Annotated in this window: 17 protein-coding genes; 5 read left to right on the top strand and 12 right to left on the bottom strand. The window is 38.2% G+C overall.

What is annotated here, in order from left to right; genetic code table 11:
• Window positions 1–7 precede the first annotated feature (7 nt).
• From ACFSQP_RS07200 to ACFSQP_RS07190, 3 genes are all read left to right on the top strand, one after another.
• Entirely contained in the window at window positions 8–709 is a 702-nt protein-coding gene (locus ACFSQP_RS07200) for a CoA transferase subunit A (protein ID WP_376892864.1), read from the top strand.
• A gap of 119 nt (window positions 710–828) precedes the next feature.
• Window positions 829–1,056, top strand: a complete 228-nt coding sequence (locus ACFSQP_RS07195; protein ID WP_376892862.1) for a four helix bundle protein — start codon at window positions 829–831, stop codon at window positions 1,054–1,056.
• Between the two features lie 65 nt (window positions 1,057–1,121).
• Window positions 1,122–1,775 carry a CoA transferase subunit B gene (locus ACFSQP_RS07190; protein ID WP_376892860.1) on the top strand — a complete coding sequence of 218 codons (654 nt, stop codon included), beginning with the start codon at window positions 1,122–1,124 and terminating at the stop codon, window positions 1,773–1,775.
• Window positions 1,776–2,368: 593 nt separating this feature from the next.
• Here the strand turns inward: ACFSQP_RS07190 and ACFSQP_RS07185 are convergent.
• Window positions 2,369–4,060, bottom strand: coding sequence for an ABC transporter ATP-binding protein (locus tag ACFSQP_RS07185; protein WP_376893203.1), 1,692 nt, complete (start codon window positions 4,058–4,060; stop codon window positions 2,369–2,371).
• A gap of 168 nt (window positions 4,061–4,228) precedes the next feature.
• Between ACFSQP_RS07185 and ACFSQP_RS07180 the strand changes: the two genes are divergently transcribed.
• Window positions 4,229–6,757, top strand: coding sequence for an immunoglobulin-like domain-containing protein (locus ACFSQP_RS07180; RefSeq protein WP_376892858.1), 2,529 nt, complete (start codon window positions 4,229–4,231; stop codon window positions 6,755–6,757).
• A gap of 199 nt (window positions 6,758–6,956) precedes the next feature.
• On the opposite strand, the gene ACFSQP_RS07175 is transcribed toward ACFSQP_RS07180, so the two are convergent.
• From ACFSQP_RS07175 to hemA, 11 genes are all read right to left on the bottom strand, one after another.
• On the bottom strand, window positions 6,957–7,670 hold the full coding sequence (locus ACFSQP_RS07175) for a 3'-5' exonuclease (protein WP_376892856.1): 714 nt from the start codon (window positions 7,668–7,670) through the stop codon (window positions 6,957–6,959).
• 3 nt (window positions 7,671–7,673) lie between these two features.
• On the bottom strand, window positions 7,674–8,828 hold the full coding sequence (locus tag ACFSQP_RS07170; RefSeq protein ID WP_376892854.1) for a serine hydrolase domain-containing protein: 1,155 nt from the start codon (window positions 8,826–8,828) through the stop codon (window positions 7,674–7,676).
• 34 nt (window positions 8,829–8,862) lie between these two features.
• A complete protein-coding gene (locus ACFSQP_RS07165; RefSeq protein ID WP_376892851.1) occupies window positions 8,863–9,372 on the bottom strand; it encodes a methylated-DNA--[protein]-cysteine S-methyltransferase in 510 nt (169 codons plus the stop codon).
• On the bottom strand, window positions 9,372–10,466 hold the full coding sequence (locus ACFSQP_RS07160) for a CNNM domain-containing protein (RefSeq protein ID WP_376892849.1): 1,095 nt from the start codon (window positions 10,464–10,466) through the stop codon (window positions 9,372–9,374). Before ACFSQP_RS07160 ends, ACFSQP_RS07165 begins: the two co-directional genes overlap by 1 nt.
• A gap of 178 nt (window positions 10,467–10,644) precedes the next feature.
• Window positions 10,645–11,634 (bottom strand): porphobilinogen synthase, encoded by a 990-nt coding sequence (gene hemB, locus ACFSQP_RS07155; RefSeq protein WP_376892847.1) that lies wholly within the window; start codon window positions 11,632–11,634, stop codon window positions 10,645–10,647.
• A gap of 7 nt (window positions 11,635–11,641) precedes the next feature.
• Entirely contained in the window at window positions 11,642–12,031 is a 390-nt protein-coding gene (locus tag ACFSQP_RS07150) for a YchJ family protein (RefSeq protein ID WP_376892845.1), read from the bottom strand.
• Between the two features lies 1 nt (window position 12,032).
• On the bottom strand, window positions 12,033–12,935 hold the full coding sequence (gene hemF, locus ACFSQP_RS07145) for an oxygen-dependent coproporphyrinogen oxidase (RefSeq protein WP_376892843.1): 903 nt from the start codon (window positions 12,933–12,935) through the stop codon (window positions 12,033–12,035).
• The gene (locus ACFSQP_RS07140; protein WP_376892840.1) at window positions 12,925–13,461 is read right to left on the bottom strand and encodes a GNAT family N-acetyltransferase; all 537 of its coding nucleotides are present in this window, start codon (window positions 13,459–13,461) and stop codon (window positions 12,925–12,927) included. Before ACFSQP_RS07140 ends, hemF begins: the two co-directional genes overlap by 11 nt.
• 8 nt (window positions 13,462–13,469) lie before the next feature.
• Window positions 13,470–14,498, bottom strand: a complete 1,029-nt coding sequence (gene hemE, locus ACFSQP_RS07135) for a uroporphyrinogen decarboxylase (RefSeq protein ID WP_376892837.1) — start codon at window positions 14,496–14,498, stop codon at window positions 13,470–13,472.
• Between the two features lie 51 nt (window positions 14,499–14,549).
• Window positions 14,550–16,127 carry a hydroxymethylbilane synthase gene (gene hemC / locus ACFSQP_RS07130; RefSeq protein ID WP_376892835.1) on the bottom strand — a complete coding sequence of 526 codons (1,578 nt, stop codon included), beginning with the start codon at window positions 16,125–16,127 and terminating at the stop codon, window positions 14,550–14,552.
• Complete coding sequence (gene hemA / locus ACFSQP_RS07125; protein ID WP_376892832.1) at window positions 16,120–17,382, bottom strand: glutamyl-tRNA reductase; 1,263 nt, start codon at window positions 17,380–17,382, stop codon at window positions 16,120–16,122. Before hemA ends, hemC begins: the two co-directional genes overlap by 8 nt.
• 197 nt (window positions 17,383–17,579) lie before the next feature.
• Here hemA and ACFSQP_RS07120 point away from each other — a divergent pair, with 197 nt between their 5' ends.
• Window positions 17,580–18,473 carry a helix-turn-helix transcriptional regulator gene (locus ACFSQP_RS07120; protein ID WP_376892830.1) on the top strand — a complete coding sequence of 298 codons (894 nt, stop codon included), beginning with the start codon at window positions 17,580–17,582 and terminating at the stop codon, window positions 18,471–18,473.
• Window positions 18,474–18,478: the final 5 nt, after the last annotated feature.

Raw genomic sequence — 18,478 nt, 5'->3', positions numbered from 1 at the left:
ATAGATTATGATTAATAAACAAGTTGCCAATGTTAACGAAGCTTTAAAAGGCGTAACGGATAATATGACCTGTATGTTGGGCGGTTTTGGATTAAGTGGTATTCCAGAAAATTGTATCGCTAAATTGGTAGAATTGGAAGTAAAGGGGTTAACCTGCATTTCTAATAATGCTGGCGTGGACGATTTTGGATTGGGATTACTACTACACAAACGCCAAATTAAAAAAATGATTTCATCTTACGTTGGTGAAAATGATGAGTTTGAACGTCAAATGTTAAGTGGTGAATTAGATGTGGAATTAATTCCGCAAGGTACACTTGCTGAACGTTGTCGTGCAGCACAAGCTGGTTTTCCGGCTATTTACACGCCTGCTGGTTATGGTACGGAAGTTGCCGAAGGAAAAGAAACCCGCGAATTTGATGGTAAAATGTATGTATTAGAACATGCCTTTAAAGCCGATTTTGCCTTTATAAAAGCTTGGAAAGGGGATACAGCTGGTAACCTAATTTTTAAAGGAACCGCCAGAAACTTTAACCCCAATATGTGTGGCGCCGCTAAAATAACGGTTGTTGAAGTGGAAGAATTGGTACCCGTAGGAGAATTGGACCCCAACCAAATTCATATTCCGGGCATTTTTGTGCAGCGTATTTTTGAAGGCAAAAACTACGAAAAACGCATTGAACAACGTACGGTTAGAAAAAGGGATTAAACGATGTGATGATTTGAAAATTTGAAGATGAGCAACGTTAAGAAAAATATTATAGTGACGCTAACTTTCAAATTATCATTGATTTTTCTGAAGAAATTAGAAAGAATCATAAATATGAAATGGCTTCTCAAATATTCAGAAATATAACATCTATTGGTGCTAACGTAGCAGAAGCACAGAATGCAGAGAGCAAAAAAGATTTTGTTCATAAATTTAAAATTGCGGATAAAGAAGCAGATGAATTACAGTATTGGTTAAAGTTATGTGAACAATCACAGCATTATACAACGCCAGACAAACTAATTAATGACGATTTGAAATCTATAATTAAATTATGTCGAAAATAATATCAAGCCGTAAACATGGCTAATTTTCAAATCATCAAATCAACAAATCTTCAAATTATTAAAACATGTTAGATAAAAACGGAATAGCAAAACGCATAGCACAGGAAGTTCAAGACGGTTACTACGTAAATTTAGGAATTGGTATTCCAACTCTGGTTGCTAATTACGTGCGAGACGATATAGAAGTAGAATTTCAAAGTGAAAATGGCGTGCTTGGCATGGGGCCTTTTCCTTTTGAAGGCGAAGAAGATGCCGATGTTATTAACGCCGGAAAACAAACCATTACCACCCTACCCGGTGCCAGCTTTTTTGATTCGGCCATGAGTTTTTCCATGATTCGCGGCCAACATGTGCATTTAACTATTTTAGGTGCCATGGAAGTAGCGGAAAATGGCGATATAGCCAATTGGAAAATTCCCGGTAAAATGGTAAAAGGTATGGGCGGCGCTATGGATTTAGTAGCGAGTGCCGAAAACATTATTGTAGCTATGATGCATACAAACAAAGCAGGCGAATCGAAACTACTAAAACGTTGCTCCTTACCGCTAACCGGTGTGGGTTGCGTTAAAAAAATTGTAACCAATCTGGCCGTAATTGAAGTTACCGATAAGGGTTTTAAACTTTTAGAACGGGCTCCGGGGGTTTCTGTAGAAGCCATTCAAAAAGCAACGGAAGGCACGCTCATTATTGAAGGCACCATCCCTGAAATGACGCTTTAGCAGCATTGAACTTGACCAATATTTAAAAATATAAACGCCCTGTAAAAACCTATAGCAACAACTTTAGGCGCCCTAAACACAGCACAAGCGAATTAGGAACACCCTGTATGGCAAAATATTTAGATTTACCACACACTTTTGAAGTCCTTAATTTGTAAAATGAGGTTTTAGAAAACCTTTATGGATAAAAATTAACACAGAAAAAACGCCACTGGTAAGTGGCGTTTTTTATTTAAAAAGATAGAATTATCCGAATTAAACTAGGAAAACCAAGCTTAAATGTTAAAAAAACATGTTATACAACGAAATATTGTGCTTTTAGACCTATTTTTTCAAAATAATTCCTACATTAGTAATGTATTAAAATAATAAGTATTTAAAATTAGTGCTAACTAATTGTCGTTGTAATAAGCCCCAAATCTATTATAATACCTATTTTAGGCACGCCAAATCTACCATTTACCTAACTTATGAATGCGCAAACAAATTTATCTAAAACACCTATTAGTTATCAGAGTAATTTTATGTTGCGCGTTTACAACACCGGTACATTCATAAAAAATGTTATGTACCTCACTAAAAAATTATTCATGCTATAATCCTTTTGGAATAGCATGAATAAGCTTTTTAGTATATGCTTGCTTCGGATGGGCATATATTGCATCGGCATCTCCTAGCTCCTCTATTTTTCCTTTATTCATTACCATTAAGGTATCAGACATGTATTTAACTACTGCCAAATCGTGGGAAATAAAAATATAAGTAAACCCAAAATTAGCCTTCAAATCATTAAGTAAATTAAGTACTTGCGCCTGAACAGAAATATCCAAGGCTGAAACAGATTCGTCGCAAATAATTAGTTTAGGCTCCAAAGCAATGGTTCGGGCAATGCCTATGCGTTGGCGTTGCCCACCCGAAAACTCATGCGGGTAGCGCGAAAAACAAGACGCATCCAAACCAACCTTCTCCAATAATTCTAAAACACGTGTTTTTCTGTCTGCATTGGAACTTCCAATACCATGAACTTTCATAGGTTCCATTATGGCATTGCCAACAGGAATACGCGGATTTAAAGAGGCATACGGATCTTGAAAAATAATTTGAATATCCTTACGTAAAGCTCTTACAGCACTTTTTGATAAGGTAGTTATGTCTGCACCCCTATACCTTATATTACCTGCCGATGGGTTATCCAATTGCAAAATTACATTGGCCAAAGTAGACTTCCCGCAACCAGACTCGCCCACCAAACCTAAAGTTTCGCCTTCATACAAATTAAAACTTACAGCATTAACAGCTTTAAATGCCTCACCTTTATTAAACCAACCTGCTTTGGAAAAATAAGTTTTATCCAAGTTGCGTACCTGCAACAGCGGTTCCTTGGCATATATTTTTTCGTGCTTTTTAGCACGTTCCAAGGCCGTAATTACCGTTTTATTTATGGTATTTGCCATGTAGTCTTTTATGGTGGCCAAACGTTTATAGCGCACATTTAAAGCCGGTCTGGCGTTAATTAATGCCTTGGTGTAAATATGTTGCGGATTGGTAAAAATTTCTGCTGCAGGTCCCTGCTCTACTACACGACCTTGGTACATAACTAATACCCGATTTGAAATTTCCGAAATAAGAGCCAAATCGTGCGAAATAAACACAATACTCATCCCTTCCGTTTGCTGCAACTCCTTTAAAAGAATAATAATGTCCTTTTGCACCGTAACATCCAAAGCGGTTGTAGGTTCATCTGCAATTAAAATTTTGGGTTTACAAGCAATGGCCATCGCAATCATAACCCGTTGTTTTTGACCACCCGAAATTTCATGCGGATAGGCTTTAAAAACACGCTCTGGATTAGGTAGTTTTACTTTCTCAAAAAGATTGATGGTCTCTATTTTCGTATCTGCTTTCGATAAATTAGTGTGCTGTAATAAAATTTCGCGCACCTGTTCACCACAACGCATAGATGGGTTTAAAGAACTCATGGGCTCTTGAAAAATCATAGCAATATCGTTACCTCGAATTTTCTGAAACTCTTTTGGCCTTACCTGCGTTAAATCCAGATTATTAAACCGTATAGAACCAGCCGTTATTCTCGAAATATTTTTAGGCAGTAAACCCATTATGGCTAACGTAGACACAGACTTACCCGAACCCGATTCGCCTACAATACCCAATATTTCATTGGGAAATAAATTATAAGAGATACCATGAATAATTTCGTTTTCAACTTTATTGTTAAAAAATGAAATTTTCAAATTGGTAACCTCTAAAATTTTAGCTGCTTGCATAGTTGTAAAAGTAAGTGTTTTCTTCAAAGGTGTTGAGGAAAAACCGTAAAGTTGTTAATCATTGATGTTTTTAAGCGAAAAAATCACATTAAAATAATTTTTAAGTTAAAAAAAATGTATTTTTCATAAATTTTAACACTTATTTAATAAAAACCAAAAACCAATTACATGAAACAGTACCTGATTTTAACCATGATGTGTTTTTTAACCATTACCCTAGGTTTCGCACAAGAGCGAAACTGTTCAACCATGGAAAACCTAGCATTTAGAATGCAAAAAGATCCTGGTTTAGCACAACGCATGCAAGATATTGAAGTTTTTACCCAAAACAAGATCCAAAACATGCAAAACAACCGTGTAGACGGGAATATTATAACCATTCCCGTAGTAGTACATGTTATATATAGCAATGCTAACGAAAACATTAGCGATGCTCAAATTCTCTCGCAAATAAAAGTTTTAAATGACGATTTTAGACGCCTAAACACCGATGCCGATAATGTTTGGTCCCAGGCTGCCGATACCGAAATTCAGTTTTGCCTAGCTACCATAGACCCCAATGGAAATGCCACAAACGGAATTACAAGAAAAGCCTCTTCCCGAACCTCTTGGGGTACAAACGATGATATGAAAAAAGCCTCGCAAGGCGGCGTAAATCCTTGGGATACCTCCCAATACCTAAATATGTGGGTTTGCAATATTGGCGGTGGTATTTTAGGTTATGCCCAATTTCCAGGTGGTAGCGCCGCTACAGATGGTGTTGTAATGGGGCCAAACTATTTTGGAAGTAAAAATGAAGGTTCTGGTTTTTACTTATCGGCACCCTTCGATGAAGGCCGAACCACCACACACGAAGTAGGTCACTTTTTAAACTTACGCCATATTTGGGGAGACGCCAATTGTGGCAATGATTTTGTTAGCGATACTCCAACTCACCAAACCTCTAACGCCGGATGTCCGACTGGACGCGTTTCCTGCGGCTCTGCCGACATGGTGCAAAATTACATGGATTATACCAACGATGCTTGTATGAACTTATTTACAACAGGACAAAAAAATAGAATGCGAGCGGTTTTGGAAACTGGAGGGGTAAGACGCTCTTTAGCCTTATCAAATAAGTGCGGTAGCAGCACAACAACGCCAACTTGTAACGACGGTGTTCAAAATGGTGCCGAAACTGGTGTAGACTGTGGTGGCTCGTGCGCACCCTGCGAAACAGCCTGTACAGATAATCAGGTAAACGTTATTATTACTTTTGATAATTACCCAGAAGAAACAGCATGGACCCTTAAAAATGCCAACGGCACAATAGTTGCATCTGGCAGCTACTCATCTGCAAATGCAGACGGATCTACAATTAACGAGATTTATTGCTTACCTAACGGCTGCTACGACTTTGAAATAACCGATGTATATGGCGATGGCATTTGCTGTTCCTATGGCAATGGATCATTTGCTGTAACTAATGGTACCTCTACATTAGCTTCAGGAGGTTCGTTTGGTAGCTCCAGCATTACAAACTTTTGTTTGGGCAGCGTAGCCGACACCACAAAACCTGTAATAACCCTAATAGGCAGCCCAACTATAAACTTAACTGTAGGGGCTACATATACCGAATTAGGTGCTACAGCCACAGATAATATAGACGGGAATATTAGTTCTAACATCGTTATATCTGGAACTGTAAACACCAACATAGCAGGAACCTATACAAGAAATTACAATGTAAGCGATGCTGCAGGAAATACAGCAGACCAAGTATCCAGAAGTATTGTAGTAAGTCCTGCTCCATCTGGATGTTCAGGGGCTATTTCAACCTTTCCATATAACGAAGGATTCGAATCAGGTTTTGGTAATTGGACACAAAGCACGCAAGACGATTTTAACTGGACCAGACGTTCTGGCACAACGCCTTCAAGCAACACAGGACCATCCAGCGCGAGCCAAGGATCGCAGTATGTTTATATGGAATCATCTGCACCAAATTACGCCACAAAGCGCGCCATTTTGCTATCACCTTGCTTCAATTTAACCAATCAAAATGACGCAGCGCTTAATTTTAAATATCACATGTATGGTGCCTCGAGTATGGGCAACTTGCAAGTGGCTATTAGCACAAATAATGGCGCTACCTGGACCACTCTATGGACACAATCTGGAAACCAAGGTAACGCATGGCAAGAAGCTAACATTAATTTATCTGCTTACGCTGGAAGTTCTGTTCAATTGCGGTTTGATGGTACAACAGGAACCACATGGCAAGGCGATATGGCTATAGATGCCATAACAATCACCAATGGAAGTACAGATAAGTGCACTGGAATTTTACCTTACGTAAGTGGCCAAACCTATAGTATTGGACAGCAAGTAACCTACCAAGGTTTCTTGTACGAAAGAGTAGCATCTGGCTGGACTAATTTAGGAGCTTGTGGATCGGCAAGAGAAGAAGCACGAACCTTTGTAGCGCATTTAGGGGTTAACATACATGTATACCCAAACCCAGTAAAAGGCAACATGCTTAACGTAAAATCCACCATTTCCAACTTACCATTTACGATTGTAAATATGCTAGGTCAGCAAGTTGCAAAAGGCACAACAGCCAATGGCGTACAAGTACAACATCTTGAACCGGGTATGTATTTAATTCAGTTTAAAATTAATAATACAACCGAAACTAGGAAGTTTATTAAGCAATAAAACGGAATTACAACAGCCTAAATTCTTTAAAGTCCGGAGTGTATACTCCGGACTTTTTTATTGTAATTTTTAGAAAACTATTATTGTTGGAGTTTGTGCAAATTTTTTTTGAAGCAAAAAAAAACAGGCTCTCGCTACTCAATCTTTTTTTAATGCTAAAAAAAGGATTTCAAACAAGCGCTCCATCCTTTTTGCGGTCCTAAATATGAATAATCTCGTTATCATGAAGAAGCGCGTCTCCTCGTAAACGCAAAAATATTTGAGCTACGGCTATTGTGTCTTTTTCGCAGTAAACTATAATCCGATCTATGTCTTTTTCCTCATAAAAAACACGGTAAACTTCGCTACCGTCTATATCATCTTTAGGCGAAGGAATCCCCAACACGTTAGTCAATAATTTTAAGGACGTGTAGGTTTTATAATCACCAAATTTCCATAATTCTAGCGTATCCAAATGTGGTACTTCCCAAGGTTTTTTACCAAATAAATTAAGTTTATAAGGCAATTCAATATTATGAATTATCATGCGTCGGGCTATGTAAGGAAAATCGAATTCCTTACCATTATGCGCGCAAAGTAAATGTTTATTCTGACTAAAATGGGTTGTTAACAGGTTTTTGAAGTCTTTTAAAATAGTAACCTCATCGCCATAAAAAGACGTCACTCTAAAATTTCTGCCTGTGTCTTCTATTTTAAAATAACCAACTGAAATACAGATTATTTTTCCGAATTCGGCCCAAATTCCCGCACGATCATAAAACGCCTCGGCCGTAAAATCGTCTTTGCGCTGGTACTTAGACTTGGCATCCCAAAGCGCTTGTTTGGTGGCATCTAAATCTGAAAAATACTGGGTTTCTGGAACGGTTTCAATATCCAAGAACAAAATGTTTTCAAGATTTAGTTTCGAAATCATGGTTTAGTTTTTTTCTAGCATCTTATAAGCCTCATCAATATACGAAAAAATATCTGGCGTAAAGGTTGCAATAGCGTCTCCAGGTCCTTTGGAGTGTCCTAGTCTTACAATAATAACGTTGTCGTTAGGCTCAACAATAACATACTGACCCAAGTGACCGCGCATCATAAAAAATGCTTTCTCACCAATATTTTTTAACCACATGCCGTAGCCATACTCTGGACTTTCAGGAAAACGTGGTTTAATAGATTTAGCCACAAAGGCCGAATCTAGCAGTTGTTTGCCTTGCCATTTTCCATAATCTTTATATAATTTTCCTAAACGGGCAAAATCCTTGGCGTTGCTGGCTATACAGCAATAAGCTTTTACCATATCGTGTGCTTCGCTATCTACCTGCCAAAGGGTTTCATTTTCCGACCCTAAAGGTTTCCATAAAGCTTCTGATAGGTAATTGTATAGTTTTTTCCCGGTAGCACGTTCTAAAACCATAGCCAACATTTGTGTATCGCCACTGGAATAGGTGTAAGCTTGGCCCGGCTCTTCAACCACCTTTAAACCGTTTATTACCTTGTCCAAATCGTCATCAAAATAGGCGCGGGTAGTAATGGATAGCGGCGAATAATACGCTTCATCCCAATTGGTTCCAGATGCCATAGATGACAAATCGCCTATTGTTAATTTGGCAGCCAAACCGTCCTTAAATTCTGGAAGGAAATCGCCAACAGGTTGATCTAAACTTTTTATGTGCCCCTCCATGAGTGCTTTTCCTAATAATGCCGATACGTAACTTTTAGCCATAGAAAACGAATTGGTTTTGGAATTGGCATCAAAGCCATCGTAGTAATTTTCAAACCAAATACTGTCATTTTTAATAATTACGTAGGCTATAGTACCATTTTCGGTATTAATTTTTTGTAAGGCTTCGGTTTCTGTTACCGTATTATAATCCTTGTGGTTTGGCCACGGTTGTGCTTCTGCATTCTGAACAACCTGGTTGTCGAATTCTTTATAATCTTCCAAATAGGCTGTGGTGTAACCTTTAAAATAAATGGTTCGCACAGCTTTTAACAAATAATCGGTATCCGTGATGTACAAAACGGCAATTAGGATTGCAAACATAACAACAACCCATTTTAACAAGGACTTTAAAAATTTCATGTAGTATAATTTAGAAAAATAAATATAGAAAAATTTATTGAGGCTTAAACAAGTATTGTTGTTTATAAGCACTTTCGTGGTTTAGCAACCATTTTTTATGAAGCAAACCACCAGCATAACCTGTTAAACTACCATTGGCGCCAATAACGCGGTGGCAGGGCACCACAATTAGTAATGGATTTTTCCCAATAGCATTCGCTACAGCCCGCACGGCCCGGACATTACCAAGTTGCCCGGAAAGGAAACTGTAGGATACTGTTTTTCCAAATGGGATGCTAGCCACTGCCTGCCATACCATTTTTTGAAATGGTGTGCCCAAAGGATTTAGGAGTAAGTTGAATTGTTTTCGGTTGCCTTCAAAATATTCTTGCAGTTGCCACACGCAAGTCTGTAAAGATTCCGGCACTGTTGCTGTAAGTTTTTTTTGATTTGCAAGGCTGGTAGCTTCTGCATGAAGAATAGTAATAGCCGTTAAACCAGCGGCACTACCTTCTATTTTAAGCGGTCCAAGCGGACTGGGTATTATACAGCTATTTACAAGCATTAGTTGCTAGCCGATTCGTCTTCTTCATCTTGAATTAAACCCAAACGTTTAGCGCGCGCTTCCCAACTGCGTCTTGCTAGCAATTGCAAATCTGGTACATCGTCACTTTCGTCCATAATTTCCATACCTAATAAGGTTTCAATTACGTCCTCCATGGTTACTAAACCACTAACAGAACCGTATTCATCTACCACTAAAGCCATGTGATTTTTACTTTCCACTAACTGTTCAAATAAACGTGGAATAGGCATGCTTCGGTTTATAATAATAATATTTCGCTTAATTTCCGATAAGCGCTTATTGCCATTTCCGAAGGCCATTTCTTTAAAAACCTCATCTTTTAGCACCAGCCCTGTAATGTTGTCATTATGTTTAGTGTAAACGGGAATTCGTGAAAATTTGGTGTTTGCATTTTTTCTAAAAAAGGCTTCCACGGTTTGGTCCTCATCTTCAATAGACATGACTGTGCGGGGTGTCATGACATCTTTTGCTAAAACCTCTTTAAAGGTTAGCATATTCCTAATAACCTTACTTTCCGATTCTTGAAACACGCCTTCCTCTTCTGCTAAATCCGTCATAGCATGAAAATCTTCCCGACTTAAAACGCTACCATGTGTACTACCGCCAATTAATTTTGTGGTTAAACGTAATAGCCACAAAACACCTGTATATTTTAATGGAAATATAAGCATATTTAAAGCCGTAGCCGTAAAGGGCGCCAAAGCCTTCCAGTACGATGCGCCAATGGTTTTTGGAATAATCTCGGAAACAATTAAAATTAACAAGGTCATAACGGCCGATACGATACCTACCGTATTGATGCCAAAAACCTCAATTTTAAATGGCAACTTTTCAGCTTCAATCCCCACCATCATGGCACCCAAGGTGTGGGCTATCGTATTTAGCGTTAAAATGGCAATTAAAGGCTGATCTACATCCTTTTTTAGGTCTTCCAGCTGGGTGGCATAAGCTTTACCTTCTTGTTTTTTTATACTTATAAAGGTAGAAGTAACACTCAACAAAACCGCCTCCAAAATGGAGCATAAAAAGGAGAAGAAAATAGAAAGGGTTGCCCAAAGAAGGAGTGTACTCATTAACGTGTTTTTTAGTTAAGGCTAATTTACAAAATCAAAAGGAAATTAGCGCGTTATTACCAAACAGAAAAGCGTTGCTGTTTTCATAATTGCCAATACCCATGAGCGCCATAAAAATGGCTGCTAATTGAAAAAAAACGCCCATTACAAGCGTTTTTTTGTACCTGAAAGACACCTATTATTTTAAAAGTTTAACGGCATCTTTAGCAAAGTAACTAGCTATAACATCTGCTCCAGCTCGTTTTATAGCCATAAGTTGTTCCATCATAACAGCATCGTGATTTAGCCACCCTTTTTCGGCTGCTGCCTTTAGCATGGCATATTCGCCAGAAACCTGGTACACAGCAACAGGCACATCTACGGTGTTTTTAATTTCCCTAACAATATCTAGGTAGCATAAACCTGGTTTAACCATAACAATATCGGCACCTTCATCAATATCCATTTCTGTTTCCCGAATGGCTTCAAAACGGTTAGCAGGATCCATTTGGTAGCTTTGCTTGTCTTTAGGAACATTTACCATATTTACGGGTGCAGAATCCAAAGCATCGCGAAATGGCCCATAAAAAGCAGAAGCATATTTTGCCGAATAACTCATAATACCTGTGTTGTAAAAGCCATTATCTTCAAAGGCTTCACGTATGCTTAATATACGGCCATCCATCATATCGCTAGGTGCTACAAAATTAGCACCAGCTTCGGCATGGGTAAGACTCATTTCGGTTAAAATAGATACCGTTTCGTCGTTTAAAATAACACCATCTTGCACCACCCCATCATGTCCGTAGGACGAATAAGGATCCATAGCCACATCCGTCATAACCAACATATCTGGGCAGGCATTTTTTACTGTTTTAATAGCGCGTTGCATTAGGCCGTTAGGGTTTATGGCTTCGGTTCCTTTATTATCCTTTAAATTGTCGGGTACTTTTACAAATAGTAAAACCGATTGTAAGCCCATTTGCCACAATTCCTTTACCTCGCGCTCTAGCAAGTCTAAACTGTAACGAAAATAGTTAGGCATGGAGGCAATTTCCTCTTTTACGCCTTTACCCTCCACTACAAAAAGTGGTACTAGAAAATCGGTTGGCGTTAATATTGTTTCTCTAACCAAACCACGAATGGCAGTATTAGCACGTAAACGTCTGTTTCTTTTTAATGGATACATAATGTTATTAGTTTTTGGCATACCCCAGGTAATACCAAGTGTTATTTTCTTTTATAAAAGCTGATTTTTCATGAATAACCTCCACGGCGCCTTTTTCATAAAAATAAGCATTAAAAGTTACCGAACCATGGGCATCTGTTTTTAAACCGTCTGTGGTATTTAAAATTTCCAATTTTAGCCACTTCACAGACTTTGCCCAGGCTACAATGGCTTTTTTTTCTGATGTTGGCCGCGTGGACACATGGTGTGTTTGCATTAAATAATTGCCATTGGCTAACACAAAAGCACTGTATCGGGAACGCATAAGCTGTTGGGCTGTTTCCGTTTTTCCGCCATTTAAATGATATACTTGGCAACAAGCTTTATAGCTTTTACTGGAACCGCAATAACACGTCATATTACACCCAGTTTATAGGATTTTGTAATACTTTAATTAGTTTTTCTTCAGCGCTACCAGGTTCCGGATGATGATCATAAACCCACTGTACATGTGGCGGCAAACTCATTAAAATACTCTCTATACGCCCATTTGTTTTTAAACCAAAAAGGGTGCCTTTGTCGTGTACCAAATTAAATTCAACATAACGGCCTCGGCGTATTTCCTGCCAATTACGTTGGGCGTCTGTATAGGGCAAATTTTTACGTTTTTCAACAATTGGCACATACGCTTCTAAAAAACTAGTACCTACTTCAGTTACAAAATTATACCAGTTTTCCATAGTCATAGTATTGGTAGCTTTGCAATAGTCGAAAAACAAGCCGCCTAAACCGCGCGCTTCATTTCGGTGTGTGTTCCAGAAATATTCGTCGCATTTTTGCTTGTAGGTTTTATAAAAATCTGGATGATGCTTATCGCAAACCGCTTTACAAATGCTATGAAAATGCCTACCGTCCTCCTCGAACAAGTAATAAGGTGTTAAATCTTGACCACCGCCAAACCATTGGTCTACAATTTCGCCTTGACTATTATACATTTCAAAATAACGCCAATTAGCGTGCACTGTTGGCACCATAGGGTTTTTTGGATGAATAACAAGACTTAATCCACAAGCGAAAAAATCGGCATCCTTTACTCCAAAATAGGCTTGCATGCTTTCAGGTAGTTTTCCATGAACTCCAGAAATGTTTACACCGCCTTTTTCAAAAACAGCCCCATTTTGAATAACCCGAGTGCGGCCACCACCACCTTCTGGCCGTTTCCAAATATCTTCTTTAAATGTCGCTTTGCCGTCTACAGCCTCTAGTTTAGCCGTAATGGTATCTTGTAAATCGTGTATGTATTGAAAAAATTTATCTTTCATAGTGTAATTGATAAAGTTCCATATCCAAAACGGCCGATTGCGTTTCGTATTCGCTGGTAAGTGTTTGCATCCAAACAAAACCGTTGCTCTTGGCAATATTAATACTAGACCGATTTGATTTGTGTATAGTTAATTGGAGTATTTGCAAACCAAGATTTTGAAAGGCATAATTTTTAATCGCTTTTAAACTCCGTGTCATCCAGCCCTTTCCCGAAAACTTCTGGCCCAAACAATAGGCAATTTCTGCTTGTTTGGTTTGATAATTTATATTTTTTATCAGAATTAGACCTGCTACATGACCGGTATCGATGTCCTTAATAGCAAAGGTAAATTCCAAGCCCAATTTGCGCAAGGTATTTTTTTTTTGAATAAACGTTTTGGAGTGCGCTTCAGAAAGATTTTCCGCAAGGGTATCGGGTAAAATTTCTTGAAATCGCTTTCCATTGGAAATCATTAACCGCGACAAACTTGGGGCATCTTGCGGTTGTAAAACTTCCAATGAAAAGGATTCCGTTTGTAATTTCATAGAGTGGTTTAAGCGCGGTACTCTTTTACAGCATCGATAAACGCTTTGGCATGATCCAAAGGAATGTTTGGTAAAATACCATGACCAAGGTTTACAATATATTTGTCTTTTCCGAAGTCGTTTATCATTTGATGCACCATTTTCTTAATTTCTGCTGGTGGCGAAAACAAGCGGGTTGGATCAAAATTTCCTTGTAGGGTAATATTCCCACCCGTTAAATAACGTGCGTTTTTTGGCGAACAGGTCCAGTCTACACCCAGTGCTGAAGCGCCAGATTTAGCCATCTCGCCTAAGGCAAACCAACATCCTTTTCCGAAAGCAATTACAGGCGTTTCGTTTTTAAGCGCATCTATAATTTGCTGGATGTACTGCCAAGAAAATTCTTGATAATCTACCGGAGATAACATGCCGCCCCACGAATCGAAAACCTGTACAGCATTGACGCCTGCTTTTACTTTTTCTTTTAAGTATGCAATGGTGGTATCGGTAATTTTTTGCAACATTTGGTGAGCTGCCACAGGATTTGTAAAGCAAAATTCTTTGGCTTTATCAAAGTTTTTACTGCCTTGCCCTTGTACGCAATAGCATAAAATGGTCCATGGGGAACCGGCAAAACCAATAAGAGGTACTTCGTTGTTTAACTTTTCCTTGGTTGCTTTTATAGCTTGGTATACATAATCCAATGCCACGGTTACATCTGGAACAATAACATTATCCACATCCTTTTGCGTACGAATAGGGTTTGGCAAATATGGTCCAAAATTAGGTTTCATTTGCACTTCTATATTCATGGCTTGCGGAATAACCAGTATATCGCTAAATAAAATAGCGGCGTCCATACCATAGCGACGAATAGGTTGTACGGTAATTTCGCTAGCTAATTCGGGTGTTTGGCACCGCGTAAAGAAATCGTATTTAGCTTTGATTTCCATAAATTCTGGCAAATACCGTCCTGCCTGACGCATCATCCAAACTGGCGGGCGATCTACGGTTTCGCCCTTTAATGCTCTTAAAAATAAATCGTTTTTAATACTCATATGCTTACTTTTTCCTGTGTGCGAAAGGAAACTATTTTATTAGGTTTATAATTATACATAATATGCGTTTACCAATTCTACCACACTTTCCACTGTTGGTATTTTGGCTGTGCGCACATCTTTAAAGTATTTTTTTGCCTCGTTTGCCGTGGTAGTTCCTATACAGAACGCTACCCCTTTAGGCTTATTTTTTTGAATGTAACTCTCCACAGTTGAAGGACTAAAAAACATAACCCCTTCTACAGAGTCTGCAATAGTTTTACCTGCATATTTAGTTTGGTAAGCCTCCACCTCGTGCACCGTTATGTTATTTTTACCCAAAACGGTTGGTAGTGTATCCAAATGTAGGTTACTACAAAAATAGGTTACCTCTGTTCCTTCCATAAACTCCACCATATGCTTGGCAAGAGTTGCCGCGTTATGAGCGGCAAATTTTACTGGCCCAATACGTCTTTCTATAAGGCGTTTGGTGCGCAAACCAACACAATAAATGTTTTTAAATTGTAAAGCCGCTGGATCGAAGTTAGTTGTTAAAGCCTCCACCCCGTTTTTACTTGTAATGATAACATTTTCAATGGGCTGCTTAAGAATACTTGGGTGAATTCTGTTGGAGCTAATTTTTACAAAATCTGTGCTATCGGCTACAACATCGTTATGAAAAAGTAAACGTTGGTCCTCTGTGAGGCGTTTTGTGGAAAAAATATTAATTTTCTGGTTGGACTTTTTAATGCTGTCCATTAAGCGTTTACCACCACGCTCTATAACATAGTCTGCACAAAATTTGGCTAAATTGTGGTGTTCGCCAAGTTTTTCTTTTCGGGTCACCTCTATTTTTTTCTGGCCATCTGGACTTAATAAAACACCAGTAAAATGTATTTCTTCATCTTTAATAAAAGCTAAAGCCCCAATTGGCGCCGAACAGCCCCCTTCTAATAAATTTAAAAATTTACGTTCAATACGGGTACAAATTTCGGTTTCTTCATGGTTTATTTCGGCACAAATAGCTTGAATATCTTTATCGGATTCCAAAGCGGTAACCATTATTGCACCTTGTGCGGGTGCTGGAATCATCCAATCTAGATTTATGGCGTTTTCAGGTCGTTTATTAATACGCCCCAATCCTGCGGCCGCAAAAATAGCAGCATTCCAGTCGGCATTATCGGCTAATTTTTGAAGTCGTAAATTTACATTACCTCTTATATCTGCTACTTCGTGTGACGGGTAGCGATTTAGCCATTGTGCCCTACGGCGCAAACTTCCGGTGGCTACCACGGCATGTTTTTGCGATAAAAACTCTTCGTTATTTTTAAATACCAAGGTATCTTTTACATTGCCACGTTTTATAACCGCCACTTGTACAATGCCTTTTGGAAGAAGTGTAGGTACATCTTTAAACGAGTGTACAGCTATATCAATTTCTTCGTTTAGCATAGCAATATCCAGTGTTTTTGTAAAAACTCCTGTTATTCCTAATTCGTAAATGGGTTTATTTAAAACTAAATCGCCTGTAGATTTTACAGGCACGATTACAGTGTTATGCCCAAGAGCTTCTAGTTGGCTTTGGACGGTTTTGGCCTGCCATAGTGCTAATTCACTATCGCGTGTGCCAATGCGTATAATTTTAGACATGAGATGGCGTTTCTTCTAGTTGAAAAACCTTTTTTATAAGTTCTAGGCTTTCATTGGTAGTCATGGCATCATCTTTTAAATGATGTGCAAAATGATTGGTAATTTTTTGAATAATATTATTACTAATCAGTTCGGCTTGTGTTTCATTAAAATCGGCAATTTTTTTACGCTGTGTATCTAATTCGGCGTTTTTTAAATCGGTTAATTTTAATTTTAAAGCTTTTATGGTAGGAGCAAACTTTCGGGTTTCTAACCACTCGTTAAACTCGGCTTTTACCTCTTCTATTATGGCTTCTGCAAGCGGAATATCCAAACGTCTGTTTTCAATAGTAACATCGGTTATTTTGGCTAACTGATCCATATGCACCAACGACACGTTTGGTAATTGCGTAACATTTTCATTTACGTTTTTAGGTATGGACAAATCCAGAATCAACAACGGTTTGGTGTTCTGAATAATATCTTTATCAACGGTAGGTAATTGCGCGCCTGTGGCAACAATTAATACATCTGTACGACTAATTTCCTCTTGTAGGTTGGCGTAATCTTTAACAACTAAATTAAACTTACCGGCTATTTTTTCGGCTTTGTCTTTAGTTCTATTTATAAGCGTAATATGGGAGTTCTTGGAATGTTTTACTAAATTCTCGCAGGTATTTCTACCAATTTTTCCAGTACCAAATAATAAAATATTTTTGGAAGCTACATTTGCTACTTCATTTAAAATGTATTGTACCGAAGCAAATGAAACCGAAGTAGCACCCGAAGAAATTTTAGTTTCTGTTTTAATGCGTTTACTTGCTTGAATAACGGAATTTATAAGCCGTTCTAAAAAAGCATTTACTAAACCATAACCTTTAGAAGCGTTGGTAGCGTTTTTTAATTGCCCTATAATTTCAAAATCGCCTAAAATCTGGCTATCTAATCCAGATCCTACACGAAACATGTGCGCAATGGCATCGTGGTTTTTGTATATGTATGCTACGCTTTGAAACTCTTCAATGGTGCCCTTGGTATTTTCGCAAAGCAAGGTAACTAAATCGTCCGGACTAGCTGCAAAACCATATAACTCTGTTCGGTTACATGTAGAGGTAACAATTAAACTTTCTATACCTTCGGCTTTGGCTTGCTCTAAAATTGCTTGCTTACCAGCATCGTCTAAACTATAATGCCCACGGATTTCTGCATCCGCTTTTTTGTAGCTTATTCCAATTGCGTAAAAATGTGTTCCTTTAGAAATGTGATACTGCGTCATAGTCGTTTTCAAAATTCCTAACAAAAATAGATTGGGAATCTCATAAAAAGTAACGCTCAAAGAACTAATAGTATCGTTTAGCGTTTTTTAACGTTTATTTTAAAAATAATATGATAAATGTCATATTTTTGCAGTCATAGCAACGACTTTCAAGGCGTTAGTTTAGAATGATTCTAAATAAAAACAAAAATATAGCCATGACGGACCACTTAAAAAATGTCGCTCAAAGAACTTTTAACGAAACAAAGGTTGCAGACGGTTTTATAATTTTAACGCATCAAAACGATAGTAATGGCATAGACATTGTTCAGCGCGACATTGATAGCAAGTTTATACAGTTTCACTTTTGCTTGAAGGGTTCTAGCATGTTTATGTTTAATAACGGAAGCTATGTTTTGAATATTAAAGAAGAAACTGCCTTACTGCTTTACAATCCGCAGCGCGATTTGCCCATTCATATGAAGGTGCAACCAAAATCGTGGTTGGTATCGTTGGTATTTTCTATTCAAAAATTTCACAGCCTGTTTTCGCAAGAAGCCAATTACATAACTTTTTTAAGCGGTGATAATAAAGACAAAAAATATTATAAAGACAGTGTTATAACGCCATCCATGGCCATTGTGTTAAACCAGCTTATAAATTACAACTTAAACGGCTCTTTAAAAAACCTTTATTTTAAAGCCAAAGCCTACGAACTTTTAAGTTTGTACTTTAACCGTAGTGAAGATGCCAACATAGAGCAGTGCCCCTTTTTGGCAGACGAGACCAACGTTTTAAAAATTAAAAAAGCCAAAGACATTATTATTGCACGCATGGCGGAACCGCCTTCTTTGCAAGAACTGGCAGACGAAATCCAGTTAAGTTTAAAAAAATTAAAAGAAGGCTTTAAAGAAATTTACGGCGATTCGGTATTTAGCTTCTTATTCGATTACAAAATGGAAGTAGCCCGAAAACTTCTAGAGTCGGGCGAAAACAACGTAAATGAAGTTGGCCTAAAGGTCGGTTACAGCACGTCCAGCCACTTTATAGCAGCCTTTAAAAAGAAGTATGGCACAACGCCCAAAAAATACATAATGTCCGTATCTTCGTAAAAGCA

It is taken from the genome of Bizionia sediminis, from assembly GCF_042684585.1.
In the GTDB taxonomy this organism is placed as follows: Bacteria; Bacteroidota; Bacteroidia; order Flavobacteriales; family Flavobacteriaceae; genus Algorimicrobium; species Algorimicrobium sediminis.
Note: the sequence above shows the minus strand (reverse complement) of the source record. Positions and strands in the feature narration are given on the sequence as shown.